The organism is Clostridium sp. AM58-1XD (genome assembly GCF_003464085.1).
In the GTDB taxonomy this organism is placed as follows: Bacteria; Bacillota; Clostridia; order Lachnospirales; family Lachnospiraceae; genus Lachnoclostridium_A.
Genome location: NZ_QSDR01000033.1, coordinates 25,860 through 47,330, shown reverse-complemented (window position 1 = coordinate 47,330; position 21,471 = coordinate 25,860). Strand labels below are relative to the sequence as shown.

The 21,471-nt window shown below is 46.9% G+C and carries 20 protein-coding genes, 1 tRNA gene and 3 pseudogenes; 4 read left to right on the top strand and 20 right to left on the bottom strand.

The window, feature by feature from the left end:
• Nucleotides 1–149: 149 nt before the first annotated feature.
• A pseudogene (locus DXA13_RS17210) lies at nt 150–1,049 on the top strand (carboxypeptidase-like regulatory domain-containing protein); the annotation flags it as partial.
• Nucleotides 1,050–1,220: 171 nt separating this feature from the next.
• On the opposite strand, the gene DXA13_RS17205 reads toward DXA13_RS17210, so the two are convergent.
• Nucleotides 1,221–1,406: a helix-turn-helix transcriptional regulator gene (locus DXA13_RS17205; protein WP_243009201.1), complete on the bottom strand. Its 186-nt coding sequence runs from the start codon at nt 1,404–1,406 to the stop codon at nt 1,221–1,223.
• A 98-nt stretch (nt 1,407–1,504) separates the two neighbouring features.
• The gene (locus DXA13_RS17200; protein ID WP_118246308.1) at nt 1,505–2,401 is read right to left on the bottom strand and encodes an N-acetylmuramoyl-L-alanine amidase; all 897 of its coding nucleotides are present in this window, start codon (nt 2,399–2,401) and stop codon (nt 1,505–1,507) included.
• A 191-nt stretch (nt 2,402–2,592) separates the two neighbouring features.
• On the opposite strand from DXA13_RS17200, the gene DXA13_RS17195 reads away from it, so the two are divergent.
• Nucleotides 2,593–2,664, top strand: a tRNA-Glu gene (locus DXA13_RS17195).
• A 219-nt stretch (nt 2,665–2,883) separates the two neighbouring features.
• Here DXA13_RS17195 and DXA13_RS21100 read toward each other — a convergent pair.
• Complete coding sequence (locus DXA13_RS21100) at nt 2,884–3,054, bottom strand: hypothetical protein (RefSeq protein ID WP_181995725.1); 171 nt, start codon at nt 3,052–3,054, stop codon at nt 2,884–2,886.
• Between the two features lie 107 nt (nt 3,055–3,161).
• Between DXA13_RS21100 and DXA13_RS17190 the strand changes: the two genes are divergently transcribed.
• Both DXA13_RS17190 and DXA13_RS17185 read left to right on the top strand, forming a co-directional pair.
• Complete coding sequence (locus DXA13_RS17190; protein WP_118246307.1) at nt 3,162–4,742, top strand: recombinase family protein; 1,581 nt, start codon at nt 3,162–3,164, stop codon at nt 4,740–4,742.
• A pseudogene (locus tag DXA13_RS17185) lies at nt 4,736–5,125 on the top strand (peptidoglycan-binding protein); the annotation flags it as partial. The gene DXA13_RS17190 and the pseudogene DXA13_RS17185, both read left to right, overlap by 7 nt.
• An 8-nt stretch (nt 5,126–5,133) precedes the next feature.
• On the opposite strand, the gene DXA13_RS17180 reads toward DXA13_RS17185, so the two are convergent.
• The 17 genes and pseudogenes from DXA13_RS17180 to DXA13_RS17100 form a co-directional block, all read right to left on the bottom strand.
• Nucleotides 5,134–6,012 (bottom strand): DUF368 domain-containing protein, encoded by an 879-nt coding sequence (locus tag DXA13_RS17180; RefSeq protein WP_118246306.1) that lies wholly within the window; start codon nt 6,010–6,012, stop codon nt 5,134–5,136.
• Between the two features lie 64 nt (nt 6,013–6,076).
• Nucleotides 6,077–6,739, bottom strand: a complete 663-nt coding sequence (locus DXA13_RS17175) for an HAD family phosphatase (RefSeq protein WP_118246305.1) — start codon at nt 6,737–6,739, stop codon at nt 6,077–6,079.
• A 282-nt stretch (nt 6,740–7,021) separates the two neighbouring features.
• Nucleotides 7,022–7,654, bottom strand: a complete 633-nt coding sequence (locus DXA13_RS17170) for a cytidylate kinase-like family protein (protein WP_118246304.1) — start codon at nt 7,652–7,654, stop codon at nt 7,022–7,024.
• Between the two features lie 293 nt (nt 7,655–7,947).
• Complete coding sequence (locus DXA13_RS17165) at nt 7,948–8,730, bottom strand: N-acetylmuramoyl-L-alanine amidase (RefSeq protein ID WP_118246303.1); 783 nt, start codon at nt 8,728–8,730, stop codon at nt 7,948–7,950.
• Nucleotides 8,731–8,850: 120 nt separating this feature from the next.
• A complete protein-coding gene (gene dapF / locus DXA13_RS17160) occupies nt 8,851–9,759 on the bottom strand; it encodes a diaminopimelate epimerase (protein WP_118246302.1) in 909 nt (302 codons plus the stop codon).
• A gap of 48 nt (nt 9,760–9,807) precedes the next feature.
• The gene (locus DXA13_RS17155) at nt 9,808–10,347 is read right to left on the bottom strand and encodes an ANTAR domain-containing protein (protein ID WP_118246301.1); all 540 of its coding nucleotides are present in this window, start codon (nt 10,345–10,347) and stop codon (nt 9,808–9,810) included.
• 95 nt (nt 10,348–10,442) lie between these two features.
• Nucleotides 10,443–11,779, bottom strand: a pseudogene (glnA, locus tag DXA13_RS17150) (type I glutamate--ammonia ligase).
• Between the two features lie 48 nt (nt 11,780–11,827).
• Nucleotides 11,828–13,738 carry a heavy metal translocating P-type ATPase gene (locus tag DXA13_RS17145; RefSeq protein ID WP_118246300.1) on the bottom strand — a complete coding sequence of 637 codons (1,911 nt, stop codon included), beginning with the start codon at nt 13,736–13,738 and terminating at the stop codon, nt 11,828–11,830.
• 14 nt (nt 13,739–13,752) lie between these two features.
• Nucleotides 13,753–13,977, bottom strand: coding sequence for a heavy-metal-associated domain-containing protein (locus DXA13_RS17140; RefSeq protein WP_118246299.1), 225 nt, complete (start codon nt 13,975–13,977; stop codon nt 13,753–13,755).
• 164 nt (nt 13,978–14,141) lie between these two features.
• A complete protein-coding gene (locus tag DXA13_RS17135; RefSeq protein WP_118246298.1) occupies nt 14,142–14,513 on the bottom strand; it encodes a metalloregulator ArsR/SmtB family transcription factor in 372 nt (123 codons plus the stop codon).
• Nucleotides 14,514–14,751: 238 nt separating this feature from the next.
• Nucleotides 14,752–15,303, bottom strand: coding sequence for a 6-phospho-3-hexuloisomerase (gene hxlB, locus DXA13_RS17130; RefSeq protein WP_118246297.1), 552 nt, complete (start codon nt 15,301–15,303; stop codon nt 14,752–14,754).
• Nucleotides 15,304–15,315: 12 nt separating this feature from the next.
• Complete coding sequence (locus tag DXA13_RS17125) at nt 15,316–15,969, bottom strand: ribulose-phosphate 3-epimerase (RefSeq protein ID WP_118246296.1); 654 nt, start codon at nt 15,967–15,969, stop codon at nt 15,316–15,318.
• A complete protein-coding gene (locus tag DXA13_RS17120) occupies nt 15,969–16,562 on the bottom strand; it encodes an SIS domain-containing protein (protein WP_118246295.1) in 594 nt (197 codons plus the stop codon). Before DXA13_RS17120 ends, DXA13_RS17125 begins: the two co-directional genes overlap by 1 nt.
• A 10-nt stretch (nt 16,563–16,572) precedes the next feature.
• Nucleotides 16,573–17,280 carry an L-ribulose-5-phosphate 4-epimerase AraD gene (gene araD, locus DXA13_RS17115; protein WP_118246294.1) on the bottom strand — a complete coding sequence of 236 codons (708 nt, stop codon included), beginning with the start codon at nt 17,278–17,280 and terminating at the stop codon, nt 16,573–16,575.
• Nucleotides 17,270–18,970, bottom strand: a complete 1,701-nt coding sequence (locus DXA13_RS17110) for a ribulokinase (protein WP_118246293.1) — start codon at nt 18,968–18,970, stop codon at nt 17,270–17,272. Before DXA13_RS17110 ends, araD begins: the two co-directional genes overlap by 11 nt.
• 1 nt (nt 18,971) lies before the next feature.
• Nucleotides 18,972–19,940 carry an ABC transporter permease gene (locus tag DXA13_RS17105; protein ID WP_118246292.1) on the bottom strand — a complete coding sequence of 323 codons (969 nt, stop codon included), beginning with the start codon at nt 19,938–19,940 and terminating at the stop codon, nt 18,972–18,974.
• Nucleotides 19,941–19,958: 18 nt separating this feature from the next.
• The gene (locus DXA13_RS17100; protein WP_118246291.1) at nt 19,959–21,443 is read right to left on the bottom strand and encodes a sugar ABC transporter ATP-binding protein; all 1,485 of its coding nucleotides are present in this window, start codon (nt 21,441–21,443) and stop codon (nt 19,959–19,961) included.
• Nucleotides 21,444–21,471: the final 28 nt, after the last annotated feature.

Here is a 21,471-nt window from a genome sequence, read left to right as displayed (position 1 = left end):
TGTAAAACTCAATTCCATGGCAGAATCGTTAAATATGCATTTTAATTTTAATAAATATGCATTTTTTCTTTTTCCTCTTCCTTACTCACCACTTACCCTTAACGGACTTATACTAATATTAAATGATATCTCAGTGAGGTATAAAATATATGAATTATCCATTTCTCCGAACGACACAGGCAGATGGAGAGACTTCCCGCGGTTCTTCCGGTTTTCTTTTAGTGGATGTCGTGTCCTCTCAGAACAATTTTCCTGTTACGGATGCAACGGTTTCCATCGCACCGGAAGGTTCTCCAGACGATACAATCGAAGAACTGCGGACCGACAGTTCCGGTCAGACGGAAGACATCGCCCTTCCCGCACCTCCCGAAGAATACAGCCTGGAACCGGGAGATGTCCGTCCATATTCTGAATACTATCTCCGAATCTCTGCTCCCGGATTTAAGCCGGTTGAAATCAGCGGTACGGAAATTCTCTCCGGCGCGACAGCTATTCAAAACGTCCGTCTGGAGCCTGAAGATGACAACACTCCTGCCGACAATAGCATCGTCATACCTGACCACACCCTGTACGGCGAATATCCTCCTAAAATAGCGGAGTCCGAAATCAAGCCGGTCGCTGATACAGGAGAGATTGTTCTCTCAAGAGTTGTCGTTCCGCAGACGGTAATTGTCCATGACGGCGTTCCTACTAATGCTTCTGCTCCGAATTACTATGTTCCATACCGTGATTATATAAAGAATGTAGCTTCCAGTGAAATTTATGCCACATGGCCTCAGTCTACGATTGTTGCAAATGTTCTGGCGATTATGTCTTTTACGTTGAATCGCGTATATACGGAGTGGTATCGCGGCCAGGGTTATGATTTCACAATTACTTCCTCCACTGCATTCGATCACAAATGGATTTACGGCCGAAATATCTACGAAAGCATCTCTGTTGTCGTGGACGAAATCTTTGACAATTATCTCTCCCGTCCTGACGTGAGACAGCCGATCCTTACCCAGTACTGTGACGGCCGAAGAGTACAGTGCCCGAACTGGATGACCATGACGTCAAAGCGTATAAAGTTGATAAAATCCTCAAATCAGAAAATATCCGATCTATTTCCAAAGCATGGCTCTACCTTTCAGGCAGTTTTCGCATCTAACAGCGGCGGAACTGCACTTGTCGTCGGACCAGTCCGAAACGTGATACAACTCCGCCGCAAAATCAGGCAGTTATGGCTTTTCTACGGGTTCGTTTACGAATTCAATGAGATCCCCTGGTTTGCAGCTGAGTACATGACACAGTTTTTCAAGCGTTCTTGTCGACACATGCATGCTCTTTTTCAGCCGGTCGATCTGCCCTGCACTGATTCCATAATACTTGATCAGTCGGTACTGGCTGACTCCCCTTTTCTTCATCATTTTCCATAACTTATCGTACTTTACCATACGTTCACCTCCTTGGCTTTTTAACAGCCAAAGAAAGGATACCACGAACCGGCCGTCTTGTCTCATTCTTATTTCTCTTTCAGCGCACCTTTTTCATCTGTTCTCAGGCACATTTCTCCTGTAAAGAGGCTGCCGTCGCCTGTTAGGCGGTACAATTCCTCTTTCCAGATTACCCACTGGTCTCTGGCCATGGCTCCGCTGCTCTGCAGATAATACCATCTGCCGTCCGATCCTGTCTTCCAGGTATCGTGAACCATCATGCCTGCGCCGTCAAACCAGTACCAGTTAGATCCATCCTTGTACCAGTCATTTTTCACCGGCTCCCCCGTATTTCCAAGGTAGAATCGCCACCCTCCGTTCTCTTCGTACCAGCCGGATTTCTTCTCCGGTTCCGGATCTGCAATGTTATAGTACATGGCAATCGTATCTGCTTCCGCCCGCGCCAGACGGTCCAGGTTCGCTTCATCGAGAAGCCATCTGGCTATCTGCGTATTTGTATGAAAGGAATGCTCCAGAATAAGTCCCGGCGTTCCAACGGCAGCAGCTCCTCTGAGCACGCCGTAATAATCTCCGTTCTGTCCTCTTCGGTGTTCAATCCTGGCCGGCTGATTCGTATCCATCACAACTTCTACGCACTGAGCCAATGCCATACCGATACCATCGGCGCTTCCATTAATTTCGCAATAAGCAGCCGGATAGTCCACACTGTTATTCACAGTGTTTCCTACAGCATTGGAATGGTCGGAAATAAAAAGATCGCAGCCTTTTGAAGCTGCTCCTCTTGCATAGAGCCCTCTGTCCGTCTCCTGCTTTTCCCTGGTAGTAATCACTTCGATTCCATATTCCTCCAGATATTTCTTCTGAAGCAAATGCAGCTTCCAAGTCATTTCTGATTCAAAATACCGGCTGTCTGCAGGACTTTGATTATATCTTCCGTAATGACCGGCATCCAAGCAAATCTTCATAGGTCATTTTCCTTGTCCTTTTTCTTTATTATATGCTGCCGAGGACAATCCTGCGACTTTACCGTCTGCCGGCCTGATTGTCAAGTGACCGTCTCTGATATTACTGTCTATTTTTAATTTCCTCTTGCTTTTTTGTCGAATTAATGATATTATATTCAAGCTTACTTGTAAAGCAGACGATTTACATTGACGGCCTCATGGTCAAGCGGTCAAGACGACGCCCTCTCACGGCGTAAACCCGGGTTCGATTCCCGGTGAGGTCATAAAAAGTGCAGCAGACTTTCTGTTGCACTTTTTTGCTTTCTAGGAAAGACCTTGTTATTGTAAAGTGATAAATCGTATGATTTCCTAGAAAGCAAAAACGCTCCGCTATGGATGCGCACTCGCGCAAAAGGAATTATGTCGCTAATGCGATTGCATGCCCCGCTTTATCGGGTACTGCGCTCAGCGCGAGAGTTCCGCTTGCGGAACTCTTTGTTCTTTTACAGAAAGTCAGTATCTCCGCTTTTTTCCTTCCTCCTGTATCCCAGGCATTCCATCGGTCTCATACACAACATATTTCCCAATTTTTCTTTCTGTTCCCCGTTCATCTCCAGGAATGGAATTTCTTTTTCGTCCTCGCCTGCCAGATTGCAGTATGTCAGTTCTTTCATTCTCCGTCACCCCATTTATTTTATGAACGTCTGCCTGTACCTCTTTCCTCTTCTGCCGTTCTTTTTACCCCTTTTTTTCATAAGCTTTACAAGGGAGATGATTGCATATGGAAAACAATACCAATCAGGACGGAAAAAAAGCGGCGGCTCTCTATATCCGTGTTTCTACACATGATCAAGAAGAGCTTTCGCCTGATTCCCAACGCCGTCTGCTGTTAGACTATGCCTCTGCACATGGGATGTCCGTGCCAGAACACCATATCTATCAGGAGAATGGGGTCTCCGGAAGGAAAGCCGGCAAACGGCCGATGTTCCAGCGTATGATCGCAGCAGCCAAATCACCGGAACATCCATTTGATGTGATACTTGTATGGAAATACTCCCGCTTCGCCAGAAATCAGGAAGAGAGTATCGTCTATAAGTCCATGCTCCGCAATAAATGCCGTGTGGAAGTAGTGAGTATATCCGAACCTCTCGTTGACGGCCCCTTTGGCAGCCTGATTGAACGGATTATTGAATGGATGGATGAATTTTACTCTATCCGTCTTTCCGGAGATGTAAGACGGGGGATGACAGAAAAAGCTCTGCGGGGAGGCTGCCAATGCCGTCCGCCTCTTGGTTACCGGATTCCCTACCACAACGCCGTACCGGAAATCGTTCCCGAAGAAGCAGCCGTTATCCGCTTAATTTTTGAAAAATATGTCAATGAACATCTGAGCCTTTTTGCCATTGCGAAGTTTTTAAACGGCAGCGGTTTTAAGACTTCTCAAGGCAATCCTTTTGAAAAACGGGCGCTGGAATACATTCTTAAAAATCCGTTTTATATCGGCAGCATCCGCTGGAACCGCAGACGCAGCTCAACGAATGAGATCCGCAGTCCGGAAGAATGGATAATGCAGAACGGAAATCACCCTCCCATTATTTCAGAAGAATTGTTTCATCGCGCACAAGAACGTTTCCAGTCTGAATACCGCGCCAAAGGAGTCAGACCGAGTGAGACTGCACGTCATTGGCTGAGCGGTCTTCTGAAATGTCCCGAATGCGGACGCAGCCTGTCTTCCTGTGTACGACGCAGAAAAACCCTTGAGGATACCGTTTATTTCCAATGCTACGGCTACCTAAAGGGTAAATGCGTCCATAATTCATACGTATCGGAAGACCTGATTGTTCCGGCAGTGCTGAACGCCATTAAAGAAATCTCTGAATACCAGACTGTCTCTTATGAAATGGCTCCATTCAAGCCGGATAATGTTTCAAATCAAGCAGTAATAATTGAAAAGAAGCTGAAAAAGCTTTCTACGAAAGAGCAACGCGCAAGAGAGGCATATCTGGACGGAATTGATACGAAAGAAGAGTATTGCTTAAACAAGCAAAAAATCTGTGAAGAGCGGCAGCTGTTGGAAGCGGCCGTACAGGCATGCAATATTGGAGAAACCAGCGCTGGTTCTTCCCAATCCGTTCCGATCACAGGCATAGATCGGAAGCAGCTGTCCTGCCGAACAGGCGGCAGCAGGATTGCCGGAAATAACCAGTCAGCTCAGGTAAAGAATTTGTATGACATTCTTATCTCTGATTCGTTTACCAATTCCGAAAAAAACACGGCTTTAAAAAGCGTTGTTAAAAAAATTGTCTATTACCGGGAGCAGGACCATATCGATCTCTTTTATATGCCCTTTCCATCTGGATGACCCAGTGGGGCTCTTGCTCCCTGGGCGAACAGGGCTACAGCCCCATTGAAATCCTGCGGTATTACTATGGGGAAAGCATATACATCAATACGGCCGAACAGATTGCCGGAATCCCGATCTCCTGGCCCGGCTATGATCTTGTCATCGGTTCAACAGGGGATAAAGTCCGCCATGTGCAGGAACAGTTGGATACGGTAGCCACTATTTACTCTGCTATTCCGCGTATTAATGCCGACGGCATCTATGGCCCCGCAACAGCCGAAGCCGTACGGGAATTCCAGTCTATTTTCGGGCTTCCACAGACAGGTGTCATAGATTTTGCTACCTGGAATAAAATTTCTCATATTTATGTAGGAATTACAGGCATCGCCGAATTGAACTAACCGATGTTCTACTCACCCATTCTGGCGACGCCTGCCGTGCAGAGCGCTACGGAAATCAAGCCTGCCGCTATTTCTCCAATTCCCAGGGTGCTGAAAGGGATTCCCCATAGAATGACGACGGGAGAAGAAAGAACCAGACCAAGTATTACACAATACGTAATACTCTCATAATTTTCCATCAGACTTTCTACCATATGAGCGCACAGAAAAATTCCGGAAACAAGGCCTATCGTATAAGGAATCAGTATCTTCTGCTCGGCAATCACCTGTGCCGCATTCAGCGTCAGGACACCGCTCTGAAGCCTGTTGAAGGAAGACAGCACCGGCTGGTAATACCCCATCATCATAAGCAGCATCGTTCCGCTTACTCCGGGTATTACCATCGTCGCTGCTGAAATCATACCGACACAGATCAGGCACAGAAATACGGAAAAACGGCTGGAAATGCCTCCCGTATACGCTCCAACCAGATTGACACTGCCGGATCCCTTTTCTCCGCCTGCGATTGTCATGATGATCATCAGGCAGAAAACGATCAGAAATGCTGCATATCCTTTCATTCCGCTCTGATGCCTGTCGATTTTTTTTCTGAGAGCCGGTACTCCTCCTACAATGAGCCCGATAAATGTCATACTTGTCGCAAACGGAAATTTTACGAACAGTACTTCAATGATAAATGCCAGCCCGCTCATTCCGACAGCTCCCCCCAGGGCATATGGAAACAGGGTGCGCAGGCTTTCCTTTGGTTCTGAAGCCATATGGGTAACAGCTCCTATGATCTTGTCATACACCCCCATAGACACAGCGAGGGTGCCTCCGCTGACTCCAGGAACAATTCCTGCTATGCCAATCAAAAGCCCCCTCAAAATTTCTTTCACATATTTCATAGATGCATACCGCCTTGTCAAGCGTTCTTATTCCATTATATACGCGGTCACATCTGTCTTATTCTCATCCTTTTTCCTTCTCCAGCATACTGACAATTGCCGTTACATCTTTCACATCCTTTATATGCCAGTTCGCCAGTTTCTGATCGAAATGAAAACGGCTGTCCTCCAACGCCACGATTTTCATTCCGGCCCGGTGAGCTGCCAGAATACCAAATGGGGAGTCCTCCACAACCAGACATTCATCTTCTCTCACCCTCAGCTTTTCGGCCGTATAATGATAAATTTCCGGATCCGGCTTGCTCATCGTAAACTGATCGCCGCTGACCAGCACATCGAAATAACCGTATATATTATTATCCCGCATAACGCGTTCGACCACATCCAGCTGAGTCGAAGATGCGACCGCAAGCCTGTAACCCTTTTCCTTCAGCGTTTTTAATACACAGCATACCTGCGGACGGAAAACAGTCCTGTAATCCGTATTGGTAAACATGTCCACTCTGCTTTTAAATTCCGCGCGCAGTTCTGACCACGTCTGGCCATTATGTATGGCCTTCTCCATAACAGACCACGCATCTTTTTTCGTGGCTCCCACCATTGGAAAGAGCTCCTCGTATTTCACATCCGGATTTTTCGTCCTGGCATATTCCCACTGTATCGTCAGATACATCGGTTCGCTGTCAATAATTACTCCATCCATATCAAATATTACGGCTTTTATCATTTTATCCATCCTCCTGAAATTCCGATTTCCTTTTTCAAAAACAAAGCGGCGGACTCTTACATAAGAAAGAATCCCGCTCGCGGGATTCTCCGCCTGCGGCGGGTCGCTTCAGCGACATCATTCCTTACCGCCACAGGGCGACCCTGCCCGGAGGGATTTTTAGTTACATAGGATAGTTCGAAGAAGTTTCCTATGTAACTAAAAATACTATGAAATATGTCTTCCTGAAGAACACATATTTCATAGTATATAGAATCACTGATTTTTTTCAAGTAAAATATACTAGATTTCGAAACCTCTCAAAATGAGATAATTCTTAATTGCCTTTATGGTTCCGTCTATTCCAAGTTTTGCCGTATTAATCATGATATCATAATTCTCGGCGCTGCTCCAGTCTTTTCCTGTATAGTAGCGGTAATAATCGCGGCGTTCCCTATCCATTCTCTTAATCATCTTCGGAGCGTCGTCCTTGGCTGCAATGCCTTTTCTGACAATTCTTTCAATTCTGGATTCCATATCCGAATAAATAAAAATTCTCACAAGACCCTCTGCCCCGTCCAGAACATAGTCTGCACACCTTCCGATGATGACACATGATTCTTCAGCCGCCAGTTTGCGGATTACCTCAGACTGAAAACGGAACAGATTATCTGCTGAAACAAGATCCGCTCCAAAGGAAGGCGCCTTTTTCTCCGGTATCATCCCGCTGATGATCTTATACAAAAGCTTATTTCCAGCCTTTTCGTCAGCCAGGTGGAAATAACTTTCTTTAATCCCGCTTTCGTCGGAGTTCATACGGAGAATGTTCTTATCATAGAAATTCACGCCCAATTCCTCGGCGAGCTTTGCTCCAACCTCTGAACCTCCGCTTCCATACTGCCTGCCAATCGAAATAATAAGTCGTCTTTCTTCCATAATCCCGCCCTCCTCAGTATTTTAAATAAATTTTAGTGCCGTTTTGATCCAGCCATTCACCCTTTTTCTGGTCCTGCCACCTATTCGCCAGGCTGGGACCTCAATTACGCTTCGCTTCTTTTCGGTCACGGGCTTTCGCCCAATTGAACCAGGTAAGAAAGTAGCAGCTTACATGCAAGCATGACGCCCATACTTTCTTACCTGATCCAGCCCGGCTCATTGCTTACTTGAACATTATACCATAATTTATGGAAATATTTAAGATGTTTTTCTTTAATTAATAAAATATTATGTTATAAAATTGCTTTTTCTCGTACAATCATTGTCGTATATCCATTTTGTCTCAATTCCTGCTCCATATGTGCTGCGTTGTCTACATTCAGAAAGGCTCCGGCACGGACTTTATACAATCCGTCCTGATATACCATAAATGCGGGATATCCCTGCGCTTTTAATTCCATAACAAGTGCTCTCGCCATTTCAGGCTCCCGGAAGGTTCCAACCTGCACCTGATAGTACTCTGGTACGGCTTCTTCCTCCTCCCGGATTGTCTCTACAATTCCGTCGGCAATTGCAGCTGCAATCTCATTGAAGTTTTCATCAAACAGCTGGTTGTCTCTTTCGTTGTCAATAAACCCGGCTTCGACCAGTACCGCCGGCATTGTAGTACGGCGAAGGACAATCAGTCCCGGACGTTCAATGACTCCTAGATTTTCAAAACCAGTTCTTTCTAAGGCGTTGTTGATGTTTTCTCCCATCTGCCCTGCAATTCCCTCGTTTTCATAAACAAGGCTCATAACGCCGGATGCGGTGCCTGGCACCGGCATGGCGTTCCGGTGCAGAGACACGAAGTAATCCGCTCCTGAGCGATTGGCGATCCTGGCTTTTTCCATCGGTGACTGATAAACGTCTTCTACCCTCGTATACATAACATCCAGCCCTGCATTCTCCAGGTCCTGACCTACCGCTAATGCCAGGCGAAGCGTATCATCTTTTTCCATTCTGCCGTTATAAATGGCTCCCGGCTCATCCCCTCCATGACCGGCGTCTATAATTATCCGTTTTCTTTCTGCCAAACTAAAAACTCCTTCCAGTAAATTCTACTAATAAAGTATGCTTACCGGAAGGAATGTTTCCCATCAAATGATGTTAAAATATAATTATTCAGGAGGGAGGATCGTTCTGCGCCGTTCCGTTTAAATCTCAATTTCTCCACTGAATACCTCTGTGGCTTCTCCTGTCATGTAAATGTGATTATCCTCGCTGCACCAGCGTATGATTAGGTGGCCACCCAGCAGAGATACGTCCACATCTGTATCCTTTCCTGCATAGCCGTTAAGTACAGCAGCCGCTGCGCTGGCACATGTTCCTGTCCCGCAGGCCAGCGTCTCCCCTGATCCTCTTTCCCATACACGCATAAGGAGATGTGTTTCATCTTCTACAACGATAAATTCCGTGTTGGTACGGTCTGGAAATCTCTCATGGGCCTCAAATTCCGGCCCTGTCGTCTCCAGATTAAGCAGATCGAGAACCGTTTTTGCTTCTCCTTTTCTGTCGGACATCTCCCCCGCTCTCCATACCGGCGCCAAGAGCATCGGTGTCTTTTTCAGCTGCTTTAGATTTTTGCCCTCCAGAAAAAGGACAGCATGAGGATTTCCCATGGATATGCCGGTAAAGACGTATTCCGTTCCGTTCACCTCCAGGGTATCGGCAATTCGCGAAGTCAGCTCCGGCTCTCCCATGTCTACTGTTACCGATCTGACCGTTCCGTTCTCCGTCTGCAGATCCAGATATTTAATCCCGGAAGGAGTCTCCACCGAAATCCGCTTCTTATCTGGAAAAACAATTCCGTGATCATATACGTACTTTCCTACACAGCGAATTCCGTTTCCACACATCGCTCCTCTGGAACCGTCCAGATTGTACATATCCATCTGGCAGTCAGCTGTGTCCGACGGTTTAATCAAAATCAGGCCGTCTGAACCGATTCCAAAATGACGGTCACTGACTTTGACAGCCACAGCCGACGGATCTTCAACCTCTTCCTCAAAACAATTGACGTAAACATAATCATTGCCGATTCCATGCATCTTTGTGAATTTCATCTTTTTTATCTCTCCTTGAAAAACCTGTATTCTGTCCCAAACTGCCTTTTACATTGCAATGACTCTCTGAGCTGTCTCAATCATACTGCAGCCGTTGTCCATACTGCAGCGCTGAATGTACTGGTGGGCCTCTTCTTCTGTCATATAATTTTCTTCCATCAGACGGCGCTTGGCAGCAAAAATAATCTTTTTATCTTCCTCGCTGCGCATTTTAGGCCGTGAGCGCCTCTTCTTTTTCTGCCTGGCCTGCTCCCTCATCACCATCTCCATTGTGCTTACAAGGTCGTATACCTTCAGAGGCTGTCCTAAGAGCACAGCACGTTCCGGAACCCCTCCCTGCATGCTCTTTTGAGCCGCTACAAGAAGCACGGTAAATTCCAATGGCAGGTCTTCACACAATTCCTGAATGACCATATCTTCAAAACGGCCGCCGCATACAATCACGCCGCCGTCCAGTTCTCCTGCGGTCGCCAGTACCTGAGCTCCTGATGTACAGACGGCCACGACATGATATCCGTTTTTAACCAGTATATTTTTAATATTCTTTCCGTTTTCCGGTCTGGAAAATGCCACAATTACATTGGCCACCTGTTCACCTCCCGCTTCTCCGGGACGGACGGCTCTAAGTCAGCCGGCCTTCCGTATATTTCCTGGCTTTTCCGCTTATGTGTTCTGATGCCTCTTTAGTATTTGTTGAGGTATTCTTTCACTTCCCAGTCCGTCACATGAGCACGGAATTCATTCCATTCTCCTTCTTTTGCAGACAGATATTTCGTGTAAATATGCTCTCCCAGAACGCTTAGGATAAATGCATTGCCGCGGAACGCATCAATGGCTTCCCGCATCGTTTCCGGCAGACGGTCGATACCGCGCTCTGCCCGTTCCTGTTCCGACATGGCATAAATATTTCCGCTGACACTTGCCGGAGGTACCATTTCATTCTTTATTCCGTCCATCCCTGCTGCCAGGCAGACAGCGAAAACCAGATATGGATTTACTGCAGAATCCGGGCAGCGCAGTTCAATCCCTGCCTGTTCACCGCAGTTGGACGGCACCCGGATCAGCGCGCTTCTGTTAGAGTATTCGGACCACGCGATATAGTTCGGCGCGTCATAGCCGGGAATCAGCCTTTTATAAGAATTAATCAACGGGTTTGTCAGCAGCATCATCTCTTTCATATGAGATAAAATTCCGGCGATAAACTGATATGCCGTCCGGCTCATCCCCAGCCTGTCGCTTCTGTCGCCGAACACATTGTTTCCGTTTTCATCCAGAAGACACATATTGATATGGAGTCCGGAGCCGTTTACTCCTTCTTTTGGCTTCGGCATAAAGGTGGCGTACAGACCGTGGCGCTTTGCAATATTTTTAATAGCCATCCTGAGAGTCATGATATTGTCGGCTGTTTTAAGCCCTTCCGTCTCATGAAAATCGACTTCATGCTGGGCCGGTGATTTTTCATGGTAAGAGGCCTCGATTTCAAATCCCATATCCTCCAGTGACAGCACAATGTCACGCCTGACATTCTCTGCCAGATCAATCGGGCCTACGTCAAAATAGCTGCCTTTCTCATGGGTATTCGTAGTAGGCTGCCCTTCATCATCCGTATGAAAGAGGAAAAATTCACATTCCGGTCTTATCATGAATGTATAGCCCATCTTCTCTGCTTCTTCCAGCACTTTTTTCAAGATATAGCGGGGATCACCTTCAAATGGGGTACCATCGGCCGGCGTACATCGCAGATGAAACGGGCAACTTTACCCTGCTGCGGCCTCCAGGGAAATATCTCAAAGGTATCCAGATCGGGACAAAGGTACATATCCGACTGCTCGATCCGCATAAATCCTTCGATACCGGAGCCGTCAAACATACACTTATTGTCCAGAACACGTTCCAGCTGACTCGAAGTCACTGCTACATTTTTAAATATTCCGAATATGTCGGTAAACTGAAGGCGGATGAATTCCACATCCTCTTCTTCTACCATTCGAATAATATCTTCCTTCGTATATCTGCTCATTTCATTCTCCTTTTCTGCCATTCTGCCGGCTGTCCGGAAGGTATTGTACTATGCAGTCCGTCTCTTATAATACAGTGCACGGATTGCATTGAGAATTGCAAGGATTGATACGCCTACGTCTGCAAATACGGCCGCCCACATGGATGCATGGCCAATCGCTGCCAGAACGAGAACAAGAACTTTGATACCGATTGCAAAAACAATATTCTGCTTTACAATTCCCATCGTCTTTCTTGCAATTGCCATGGCATCTGCAATTTTAGATGGCTCATCCGTCATGATGACCATATCGGCCGCTTCTACTGCCGCATCGGAGCCGATTCCTCCCATGGCAATGCCGATATCGGCCCGCGCAAGAACAGGGGCATCATTGATCCCGTCGCCTACGAACCCAAGGGTCTTTTCCGCTGCTTTTTCCTTCAGAAGTTCTTCCACCCTGGCAACCTTATCGCCGGGAAGGAGATTTCCAAATACACGGTCGAGCCCCAGCTGATCCGCAACTTTCCGCCCGGTTTCTTCCCGGTCTCCCGTCAGCATCACCATCTGCCGGACTCCTTCTTTCCTAAGCTGTACAATGGCTGCCGCCGCATCCTCCCTCACCGTATCAGAAATGATAACTGCTCCAAGATACGTATCTCCTTCTGCCGCGTAAAGCACCGTTCCTGCCGTATCCTCGTAATCCTTTTCCGTCTTTTGAAGGACATCGCTCATATTCACTGAGCTTTCTTCCATCAGCTTTCTGTTTCCTATTGCAATGCTTCGCACTCTGCCATTGTCCATGACCTGTGCTCTGATCCCCTGTCCGGCAATCTCTTTTACATCAATTACCTCTTCCGGCAGGATCTCTTTTCCATGCCTCTTATTATAAGCCTCTTTTACCGACATGGCAATCGGATGATTGGAATGATATTCTGAAAGCGCTGCAACGCGCAGCAGGTCATCCTCATTTCCTCCTGCGGCACGGACCTCTGTAACGCTGAATTTTCCTGTCGTCAGCGTTCCCGTTTTATCAAAGACTACCGTATCCAGAGCCGCAACGGCTTCCAGATAATTGCTTCCCTTTAACAAAATCCCCTCTTTCGAAGCAGCCCCCAGGCCTCCGAAGAAACTGAGTGGAACGGATATTACCAGAGCACATGGACAGGATACAACCAGGAAACTGCATGCACGATATACCCATACGCCCCATGGCTGGCCGAACAAAGCCGGAGGGACGACTGCCAGAATCAGCGCGAGTCCCACGACAACAGGCGTATACACTCTGGCAAAACGTGTAATAAAGTTTTCCGCTTTTGCCTTTCTAAGGCTGGCATTCTCCACCAGTTCCAGTATCTTTGCCACTGTGGAATCGTCAAATAGCTTCGTAACTTTTACTTCCAGAACTCCGTTTAAGTTGATAGTTCCGCTGATAATCCTGTCGCCCTCCGCCACTTCTGCCGGCAGCGCTTCTCCTGTAAGAGCCTTTGTATCCAGGGATGATGTCCCTTTCACCACAATGCCGTCTAAAGGTACTTTTTCTCCCGCCTTAACTATAATCACATCTCCGATTTCAACCTCGTATGGATCCACCTTTTCTTCTTTTCCGTCTTTCAGGAGGTTGGCATATTCCGGATTAATGTCCATCAGAGCCGTAATCGATTTTCTGGACTTTCCTACGGCATAACTGTTGAAAAGTTCTCCTACCTGGTAAAAAAGCATAACCGCTACCGCTTCTTCCAGCGCTCCTACTGCTACGGCGCCGAAAGTTGCAATGGTCATCAGAAAATTCTCGTCAAATACCTGGCCGTTGCGTATATTGCGCACCGCTTTTAAAGGAATATCATAACCGGCTGCCAGATAGGAAATCAGAAACAGTATAGAGGAAAGTCCCTGCATTTCCTTTTCCATAACTGCTCCGCCGATCAGGAATACTGCACTTGCAATCAGGCGCTTCACCATAATCCTCTGATTTTTATTCATATTTGCTCCCTTCCTCAGCGGATAATTCGAAATTCCGCTTCTGGTTCGATTTTTTCTTTGATTCTGCGCGCCTCTTCCAGAACGCGTTCCTCTTCTCCATCCACAATTTCCATTACAAGCCTCTGGGTCATAAAGCTTAAAGAAGCGCTTGTAACGCCATCGATTTTCTTAATCCCTTCCTCGATTTTAGCTGCGCAGTTGCCGCAGCATAATCCGTCTAATTTTACAATTTTCTTCATCTTAATTTTCCCCTTTCTATTATACATTCATTCGCTTCGCGCTTTCCATGCGCTCATATTTTACTCCGCTCGCTCCCTCGCTCCTTAAAATAGTGGGAACCGCCTTGACCTTATGGTCAAGCCGTAGCAAAAACCTTCGCGCTTTCCATGCGCTCAGGTTTTTTTCATTCTTCTACGTGTTCCAGGCCCTGGGCCAGAATTGTCTGTATATGGCCGTCAGACAGGGAGTAAAATACAGTTTTTCCCTCTCTTCTGTATTTGACAAGTCTCATCTGCTTCAGTACCCGCAGCTGATGTGAAATCGCCGACTGCCCCATATTCAAGAGGCTGGCAATGTCACATACGCACATCTCCGACTGACTGAGCAGATAAAGAATTCTGATTCTGGTAGAATCTGCGAATATTCGAAAAAAATCAGCCAGATCCTGCAGTTTTTCCTCATCCGGCATCACACGGTTTACCTGATCCACAATATCCTGATGGACGGAAATTAAATCACACTGTTCAATAATATCCGTATCCTTTTTATATGCCATCTGAATTCCTCCTTATATTTTATCATATGAACATCTATTCATATGTTTATATTATCACATTAATGGTATTTGTCAACTGATATTCGAAAAAAATTTAGCCATTCAGAATTTCTTCATAATTCCTGCTGCTTCTATAGCAAAAAAAGAATGAGGATGTTGCAACACCCTCATTCTCCATGTCCCGTAGTTTATTCTGCATACATTTTTTAATTCAAGGTTTTTTTACATAATCATATTTTTATTCCAGATTTGAATGCCTGTTTTTCAGCTGTTCAAAATCGATCTTCATCTGTTTAGCCAGTTTCAGGATGATTCCGTCCGTAACGATGAGGAGCAGCTGCTCGAACAGGCTTCCCATGGGCTGAACCGATACCAGTTTTTTATTCTGGAACTTTGCCTGTGCATTAATCGTGCAGACAAACTTTGCACTTCTGGCAATTGTAGAATCCTCATTGCATGTAAATAAAATGGTCTTCATCCCCAGCTTCCTGGCTTGGTCCATGTATACCTGCAACGTTTTCGTCTCGCCGGAACCGCTACCGATCATGAGCAGATCCCCCTCTTTTGCCGCAATCATCTCCGTATCCCCGATGACGTAGGCGGAAAAGCCTAAATGAATCAGCCGCATGGCAAAGCAGCGCATGATATAGCCGCTGCGGCCGGCTCCCGTTACAAAGATTTTTCCCGAACTCAGTATGCTCTTAATAATCTCCGTATCATTCTGCCCGTCATACTCGTTTAAGGCCTCTTCTATCTCTTTTACAATCAGCCCTAAATCTTCTTTCAACATAGGATTTCCTCCTCACCCTGGTTCATGTATCTGTTCGATGACTGTCTGAGGGTCTGCATGTTGAAATAAATATCTGCCGATAATCGCCCTGTCAGCGCCGCATTCAATACATTTCTGAGCTTTCTCCATATCTAGTCCCCCATCAACGCTTATGATAATATTCTGCCTGGCCCCTAAGAGCTTTTTAATCTCTATTATCCTGCCATACGTTGCATCTGAGAATTCTGCGCCCAAAATTCCAGGCTGGCAGCTCATAACAAGTATTTCTTCAATCTCGTCCAGGTACGGTATGAGCTGCTTTACATCCGTGCGGGGAGACACCGCGATTCCACAACGCAGCCCCTTCTGTCTGATAAAGCTCAATTCCCGCTTCAGAGCCGGTTCATCTTTGCTTTCCAGGTGTACCGCGGCCGTTTTCACATGACCCATATCCAGATTTTCCATCACTTCCTCTGACATATTGGACATGATATGTAAATCCAGAGGCATATCACTGTACTCCTGAATCTGCCGTATCCACATGTCGTTAAATCCAAACAGAGGAACAAATTGTCCGTCCATAACATCAATATGAAGGCCGTCGGCACCGGCCGTTCTGATTCTGTCTATGTCAGATCCCATATTTAAGATATCTGCCGAAAATACCGAAGCATAAATTTCAGCCACTACCTTTCCTCCTCAGCCAGCCTTTTTCCTACCTCGCCCTCCGGATGGATTCTGGCAAAGTGATCTTTCGTATATCCCTTTTCCTTCATCAGCCATATGCTTATGGCATCAAAAACGGCAATTACAGCCAGCGTCGAGGCAGTTGCCAGCATGTTAAATGGATCCGGTTCTCTTCGGACCCTGATTGTCAGAATCCCGTCACAGCCTTTTGTCCATTTGCTCTCTTCGTTTTCTGTAACCATAATTACACTTGCTCCTGTTTTCCGCGCCGGTTCTATCATCTGATTGATTTCCCTCGTACAGCCTCCTTTCGATATCAGAATCAGCACGTCGTTTTCCCTTATTAATCCCAGTCCTCCGTGAAGCGCATCTGAGGGGGGGATAAAGAGCGCCGGACATCCGATGCAGCACAGAGTATGCGCAGACTTTCTGGCGGCCTGCGCGGAGGTTCCGCATGCGCTGAAAATGACTTTCCCGCTGCAGTTTTTAATTGTTTCAGCCACATATGCGACTTGATTGTAGTCCAGTGTCTCCGTCAAGCGGAGGATTTCTTCCGCTTCCTTTGTTAAAACACTGCATATCGTCTCTTTCATCTGATTTTCCTCATATATTTTTCTGGCCGTAATATGAATTCGGACCGAATTTACGGCTCTGATGCCTATCCAGTATTTCTTTCTGTACCCTGGCGCATTTTCCGTCCGTCATCATGTAATTCATATACGCCATTTTAGCTACATAATCCAGGACCTGGCTATTCAGCACTGCGGCGGCGGGGGACGTTCCCCACACAAACGGCCCGTGGCTGTGCACCAAAACGGCATTCATGCGGACGGGATCGATCTCTTCCATCCGTTCCAGGATCACCGTCCCTGTGTTCTTTTCATAGTCCCCGTTTATCTCCTCCTGTTTCATCAGCCTTGTACACGGAATATCGCCGTTAAAATAGTCGCAATGGGTCGTTCCGTAAACCGGAATATCCATACCCAGCTGGGCCCACATGGTGGCATAAACAGAGTGGGTATGAACCATGCCCCTTATACCCTTGTCCTTCCATGCCTTATACAACTCAATATGAGTTGGCGTATCAATGGAAGGCGTATATTTGCTGTCTATGACATTTCCTTCCAGATCGACCGTAACCATGTGCTCCAGCTTCATCTCGCTGTATGGCACACCGCTGGCCTTAATTACGATTAATCCTGTTTCCTCATCGTATCCTGAGACATTTCCCCATGTCGAAATAACAAGATTCCTTGTTACCAGGTCCAGATTTGCCACCAATACTTCCTTTTTTAACGCTTCAATGCTCATTCCTTTCCACCTCGCCGTTTCTTTTATTCTGTTCCACTGCCAGATATTTCAGTTTTTTCATAACAGGATTCAGTCCCTGTCCAAAATAGTCGTGCAGTTTTTCGTATTCTTCATACAACATATCGTAAACTTCTTTCGCCTGCTGATCCGGCCGGTACTGCCGTTCCATAATATCTGCCATGTGCTCCACCGCTTCCTCCAGCCTGTCGTAACCTCCATTTTCCGACTTTGCAGCATATGCGGCCCAAATAGCAGAGGACAAAGCCGCATTCTGTTTCGATCCCGCAATTCTGACTGTTTTACCCAGCACATCGGCGTAGATCTGCATAATAAACGGATTCTTCTGAGCGATTCCGCCGGCAATAATCACTTCTTCAATTCCTATTCCATGGCTAATATAATTTTCTATAATTTTTCTCGTGCCGAAGGCCGTCGCCTCCACCAGGGCCCTGTAAATATCCTCCGGCCTGGTCTGGAGCGTCATACCTGCGATCATCCCGGTCAAATCCCCGTTTACCAGAACCGACCGGTTGCCGTTCCACCAGTCCAGAGCGATCAGTCCCGTTTCACCAGGAAGCTTCTTTGCAGCCTTTTCACTCAGGTATGCATTCATACTGATTTTTTTCTTTTCCGCTTCCTCAAAGTATCTTTGCGGCACACAATTCTTAATCAGCCATTCAAAATGGTCGCCGACACAGCTCTGTCCCGCTTCGTATCCGATATATCCCGGGATGACGCAGTCGTTATTATAGCCGCACACTCCCGGTACGTACACTTCCTCATCCGCCAACAGTTCGTGACAGCTGGATGTGCCCATCATAATCAGCATTCTGCCCGGCGTGATGACCCCGGCGCCGACACTTGCCCCAGCCGCATCCAGATGGGCCGCAGCGACGGCAGTTCCTTCCTTTAGCCCTGTCAGCTGAGCCGCCTCCTTTGTTATGCTGCCTGCGCGTGAGCCGATTCTGATGATCCGCCCCTGCAGCTTTTCTGTGGCCACATGCTCAAGACCCGGCATCAGCTCTTTGAAAAATTCTGCCGGCGGGTATCCGTCCTTTGGATTCCATATTGCCTTAAATCCCAAAGAAGACGTATTTCTCGTCATATTTCCTGTCAGCTGCATGACAATCCAGTCGGCAGCCTCCATAAATGAATACGTATCTCTGTAAAGCTCCGGAGCTTCATCCAGTGTCTGCATAATCTTTGGTATCATCCATTCGCTGGATATTTTTCCGCCGTACCTCTTTAGAAACGGCTCCTTCCTCTCCATGGCAAGCTCATTCAGCCTGTCCGCATATTTCTGCGCCGAATGGTGTTTCCAGAGCTTCACGTATGCATTTGGTTCATCAGAATATTTTTCAGTTCTGCAAAGAGGCGTTCCGTCTTTCAGCACAGGAAGCATGGTGCATGCCGTAAAATCTATACCTGCCGCATATATTTCTTCCACTTTGATTCCAGCCTGTTCAACGACTTCGCGGATTGTAGTTTTTAAAACTTCCACGTAGTCGTCCGGATGCTGGAGCGCCCAGCCCCCCAGAGGCAGACGCCTGCCGGACGGCAGCGCCTCATCCATGACTCCATGTCTGTATTCACACACGGATTCCGCAGCTGTTTTTCCGTTTTCCGAATCAACCAGCACACATCTTCCTGAAAGCGTTCCAAAATCGATTCCAATTGTATATTTTCCCATATTATTTTCCCTCTGTCGAAGTCACATTCCGCATTCTGGTTGAGAATTCTGAAAACGTAACGGCTGCGATCAATACAAGGCCTCTGATCAACTGCTGTACGTAGTCATTGATTCCCAGCATAATCATACCAGTGGACAGCACTCCCATAATCAGAACTCCGATCATAACCTGGGAAATCCGTCCCTGTCCTCCGCTGAGGCTCACTCCGCCGAGGACAACGGCCGTAATCGCATCCATTTCATATCCAACCCCTGCGGAAGGCTGGCCGCTGTTTGTCCTGGATAGCAGCACCAGTCCGGCGATCCCTGCCAGCAGGCCGCTTATGGCGTAGGCGGACAGTTTGATTTTCATGACATTGATTCCGGAGAGGAAAGACGCTTCCTCGTTGCCGCCTATGCCGTAGATATATCTGCCGAAATTACACCGGTCGAGCACGAATTTACCGATAAAAAATATGGCAATCATCAGAATTACCATCAACGGAATCCTGGCTATGGACGTCTTTGCAAAATTGCCGAATACGGCGCTGAAGCCGAATACAGGCAGGCCGCCGGTAATGATATACGCCATGCCTCTCAGAGCCGTCTGGGTTCCAAGCGTTGCAATCAGCGGAGGCATATTCAGTTTTGTCACGCAAAGCCCGTTTAACGCCCCGTAAATGAGCGCGATCAAAGAAGTTAAAACACATGTTACGGGAATGTTGAATCCATTCATCATAAAGAGAGCCGCCGTTACGCTAGAAACCCCTGCGATCGATCCCACTGAAAGATCGATACCGCCGGTCAGTATAACAAATGTCATTCCAACCGATATAATTCCAGTAATCGAAACCTGTTTCAGGATCGTCATTACCGTATTGACCGACAAAAAGTTCGATGATGCGGCTGAGAAAATAATGAGCAGAAGCAGCAGCACCACCGCTATGCCATATTCCAGAAGAATGTTGATTATTTGTCTGTTCCTTTTCATTAGCAGTTTCCTCCACGATTAATCAATTTCCGATCCCATTTCTAAAATACGTTCCTGTGAAAACTCTTCCCTGCCGATCTCGCCTTTCATCCTGCCGTCCGCCATTACGAGTATCCTGTCCGACATTCCGATCAGTTCAGGCATTTCGGAGCTGATCATAATCACCGACTTTCCCTGCAGCGTCAATTCTCTGATCAAATGGTAAATCTCCTGCTTTGCGCCGACGTCAATGCCCCTCGTCGGCTCGTCGAAGATGAGAATTTCACAGTTGGTTGCCAGCATTTTGGCCAGCACTACCTTCTGCTGGTTGCCACCGGAAAGATTCTTGACAAGCTGGTTGATTCCCGGCGTTTTTATTCTTAGTTCATCCACGTATTTTTTAACGATGCCGCTCTCATTCTTTCTATCAATAATTCCCATTCTGGAACACTTCCCCAGTATGCTGATCACCGAATTGTCTTTCACCGAAGCTTCCAGAATCAGCCCCTGTTTTTTTCTGTCTTCAGGAATCAGCCCGATCCCCAGTCCCAGGGCCTCTTTCGGTGATTTCGGCACGTATTTCTTTCCCTGAAACAGAAATTCTCCCGACGTTATCGGGTCTGCACCAAAAACGGCTCTGGCCGTCTCCGTCCGTCCCGCTCCCACGAGTCCGCCGATGCCCAGCACTTCCCCCTTTCTCACCTTAAAAGAAATATCATGAATCCGTTTATTTGACACGCAGCGCGCTTCAAAGACTACGTCCCCGAATTTACCGGAAGAGGTGGGATAATCATCGGTCAGTTCTCTGCCTACCATGTAGGAAATCAACGCTTTTTTCGTGACTTCCTCTGTCCTCTTCGTCGTGATAAACCGGCCGTCACAAAATACCGTCACACGGTCACATAATTCAAATACCTCTTCCAGCCTGTGGGAAATGAAAATAATCGTGACTTTTTTTTCTTTCAATTTTTTGATGATCTGAAAGAAAATTTCAGTTTCCTTCAGCGTCAGCGGAGCCGTCGGCTCATCCATAATGATAAATTTTGCATTCTTAGAAACTGCTTTCAGTATCTCTACGATCTGCTGGTAAGCCACGCCCAGCCCGCACACCTTCGTTTTTACATTGATTTCGACGCCCATATCCCTGCAGAGCTTCTCCGCCTCTGCATTCATCTGCTGTATGGACCGTATCCCCATCCTGGAACGTTCTCTGCCGTAAAAAATATTCTCTGCCACCGTCAGATACGGAACAAGGCTGAACTCCTGGTAGATGACAGCAATTCCAAGTCGCATTGATAGGGACGGAGTGAGTTTGTCATAGACCGTTCCTTCGAATTCAATCGTTCCTGAAGAAGGGAGGATGGCGCCGGTCAGCAGTTTGATAAAGGTGGATTTTCCCGCCCCGTTTTCTCCACACAGCGCGTGGGTTTCGCCCCGTTTGATTTCCATGGAAATATCATCAAGAGCTTTTACCTTCGCATAATATTTAGACAGACCTTGTACTCTTAAAATTATATCTTCCACTTTATCTTCTCCTTAAACAAAGAGGGGG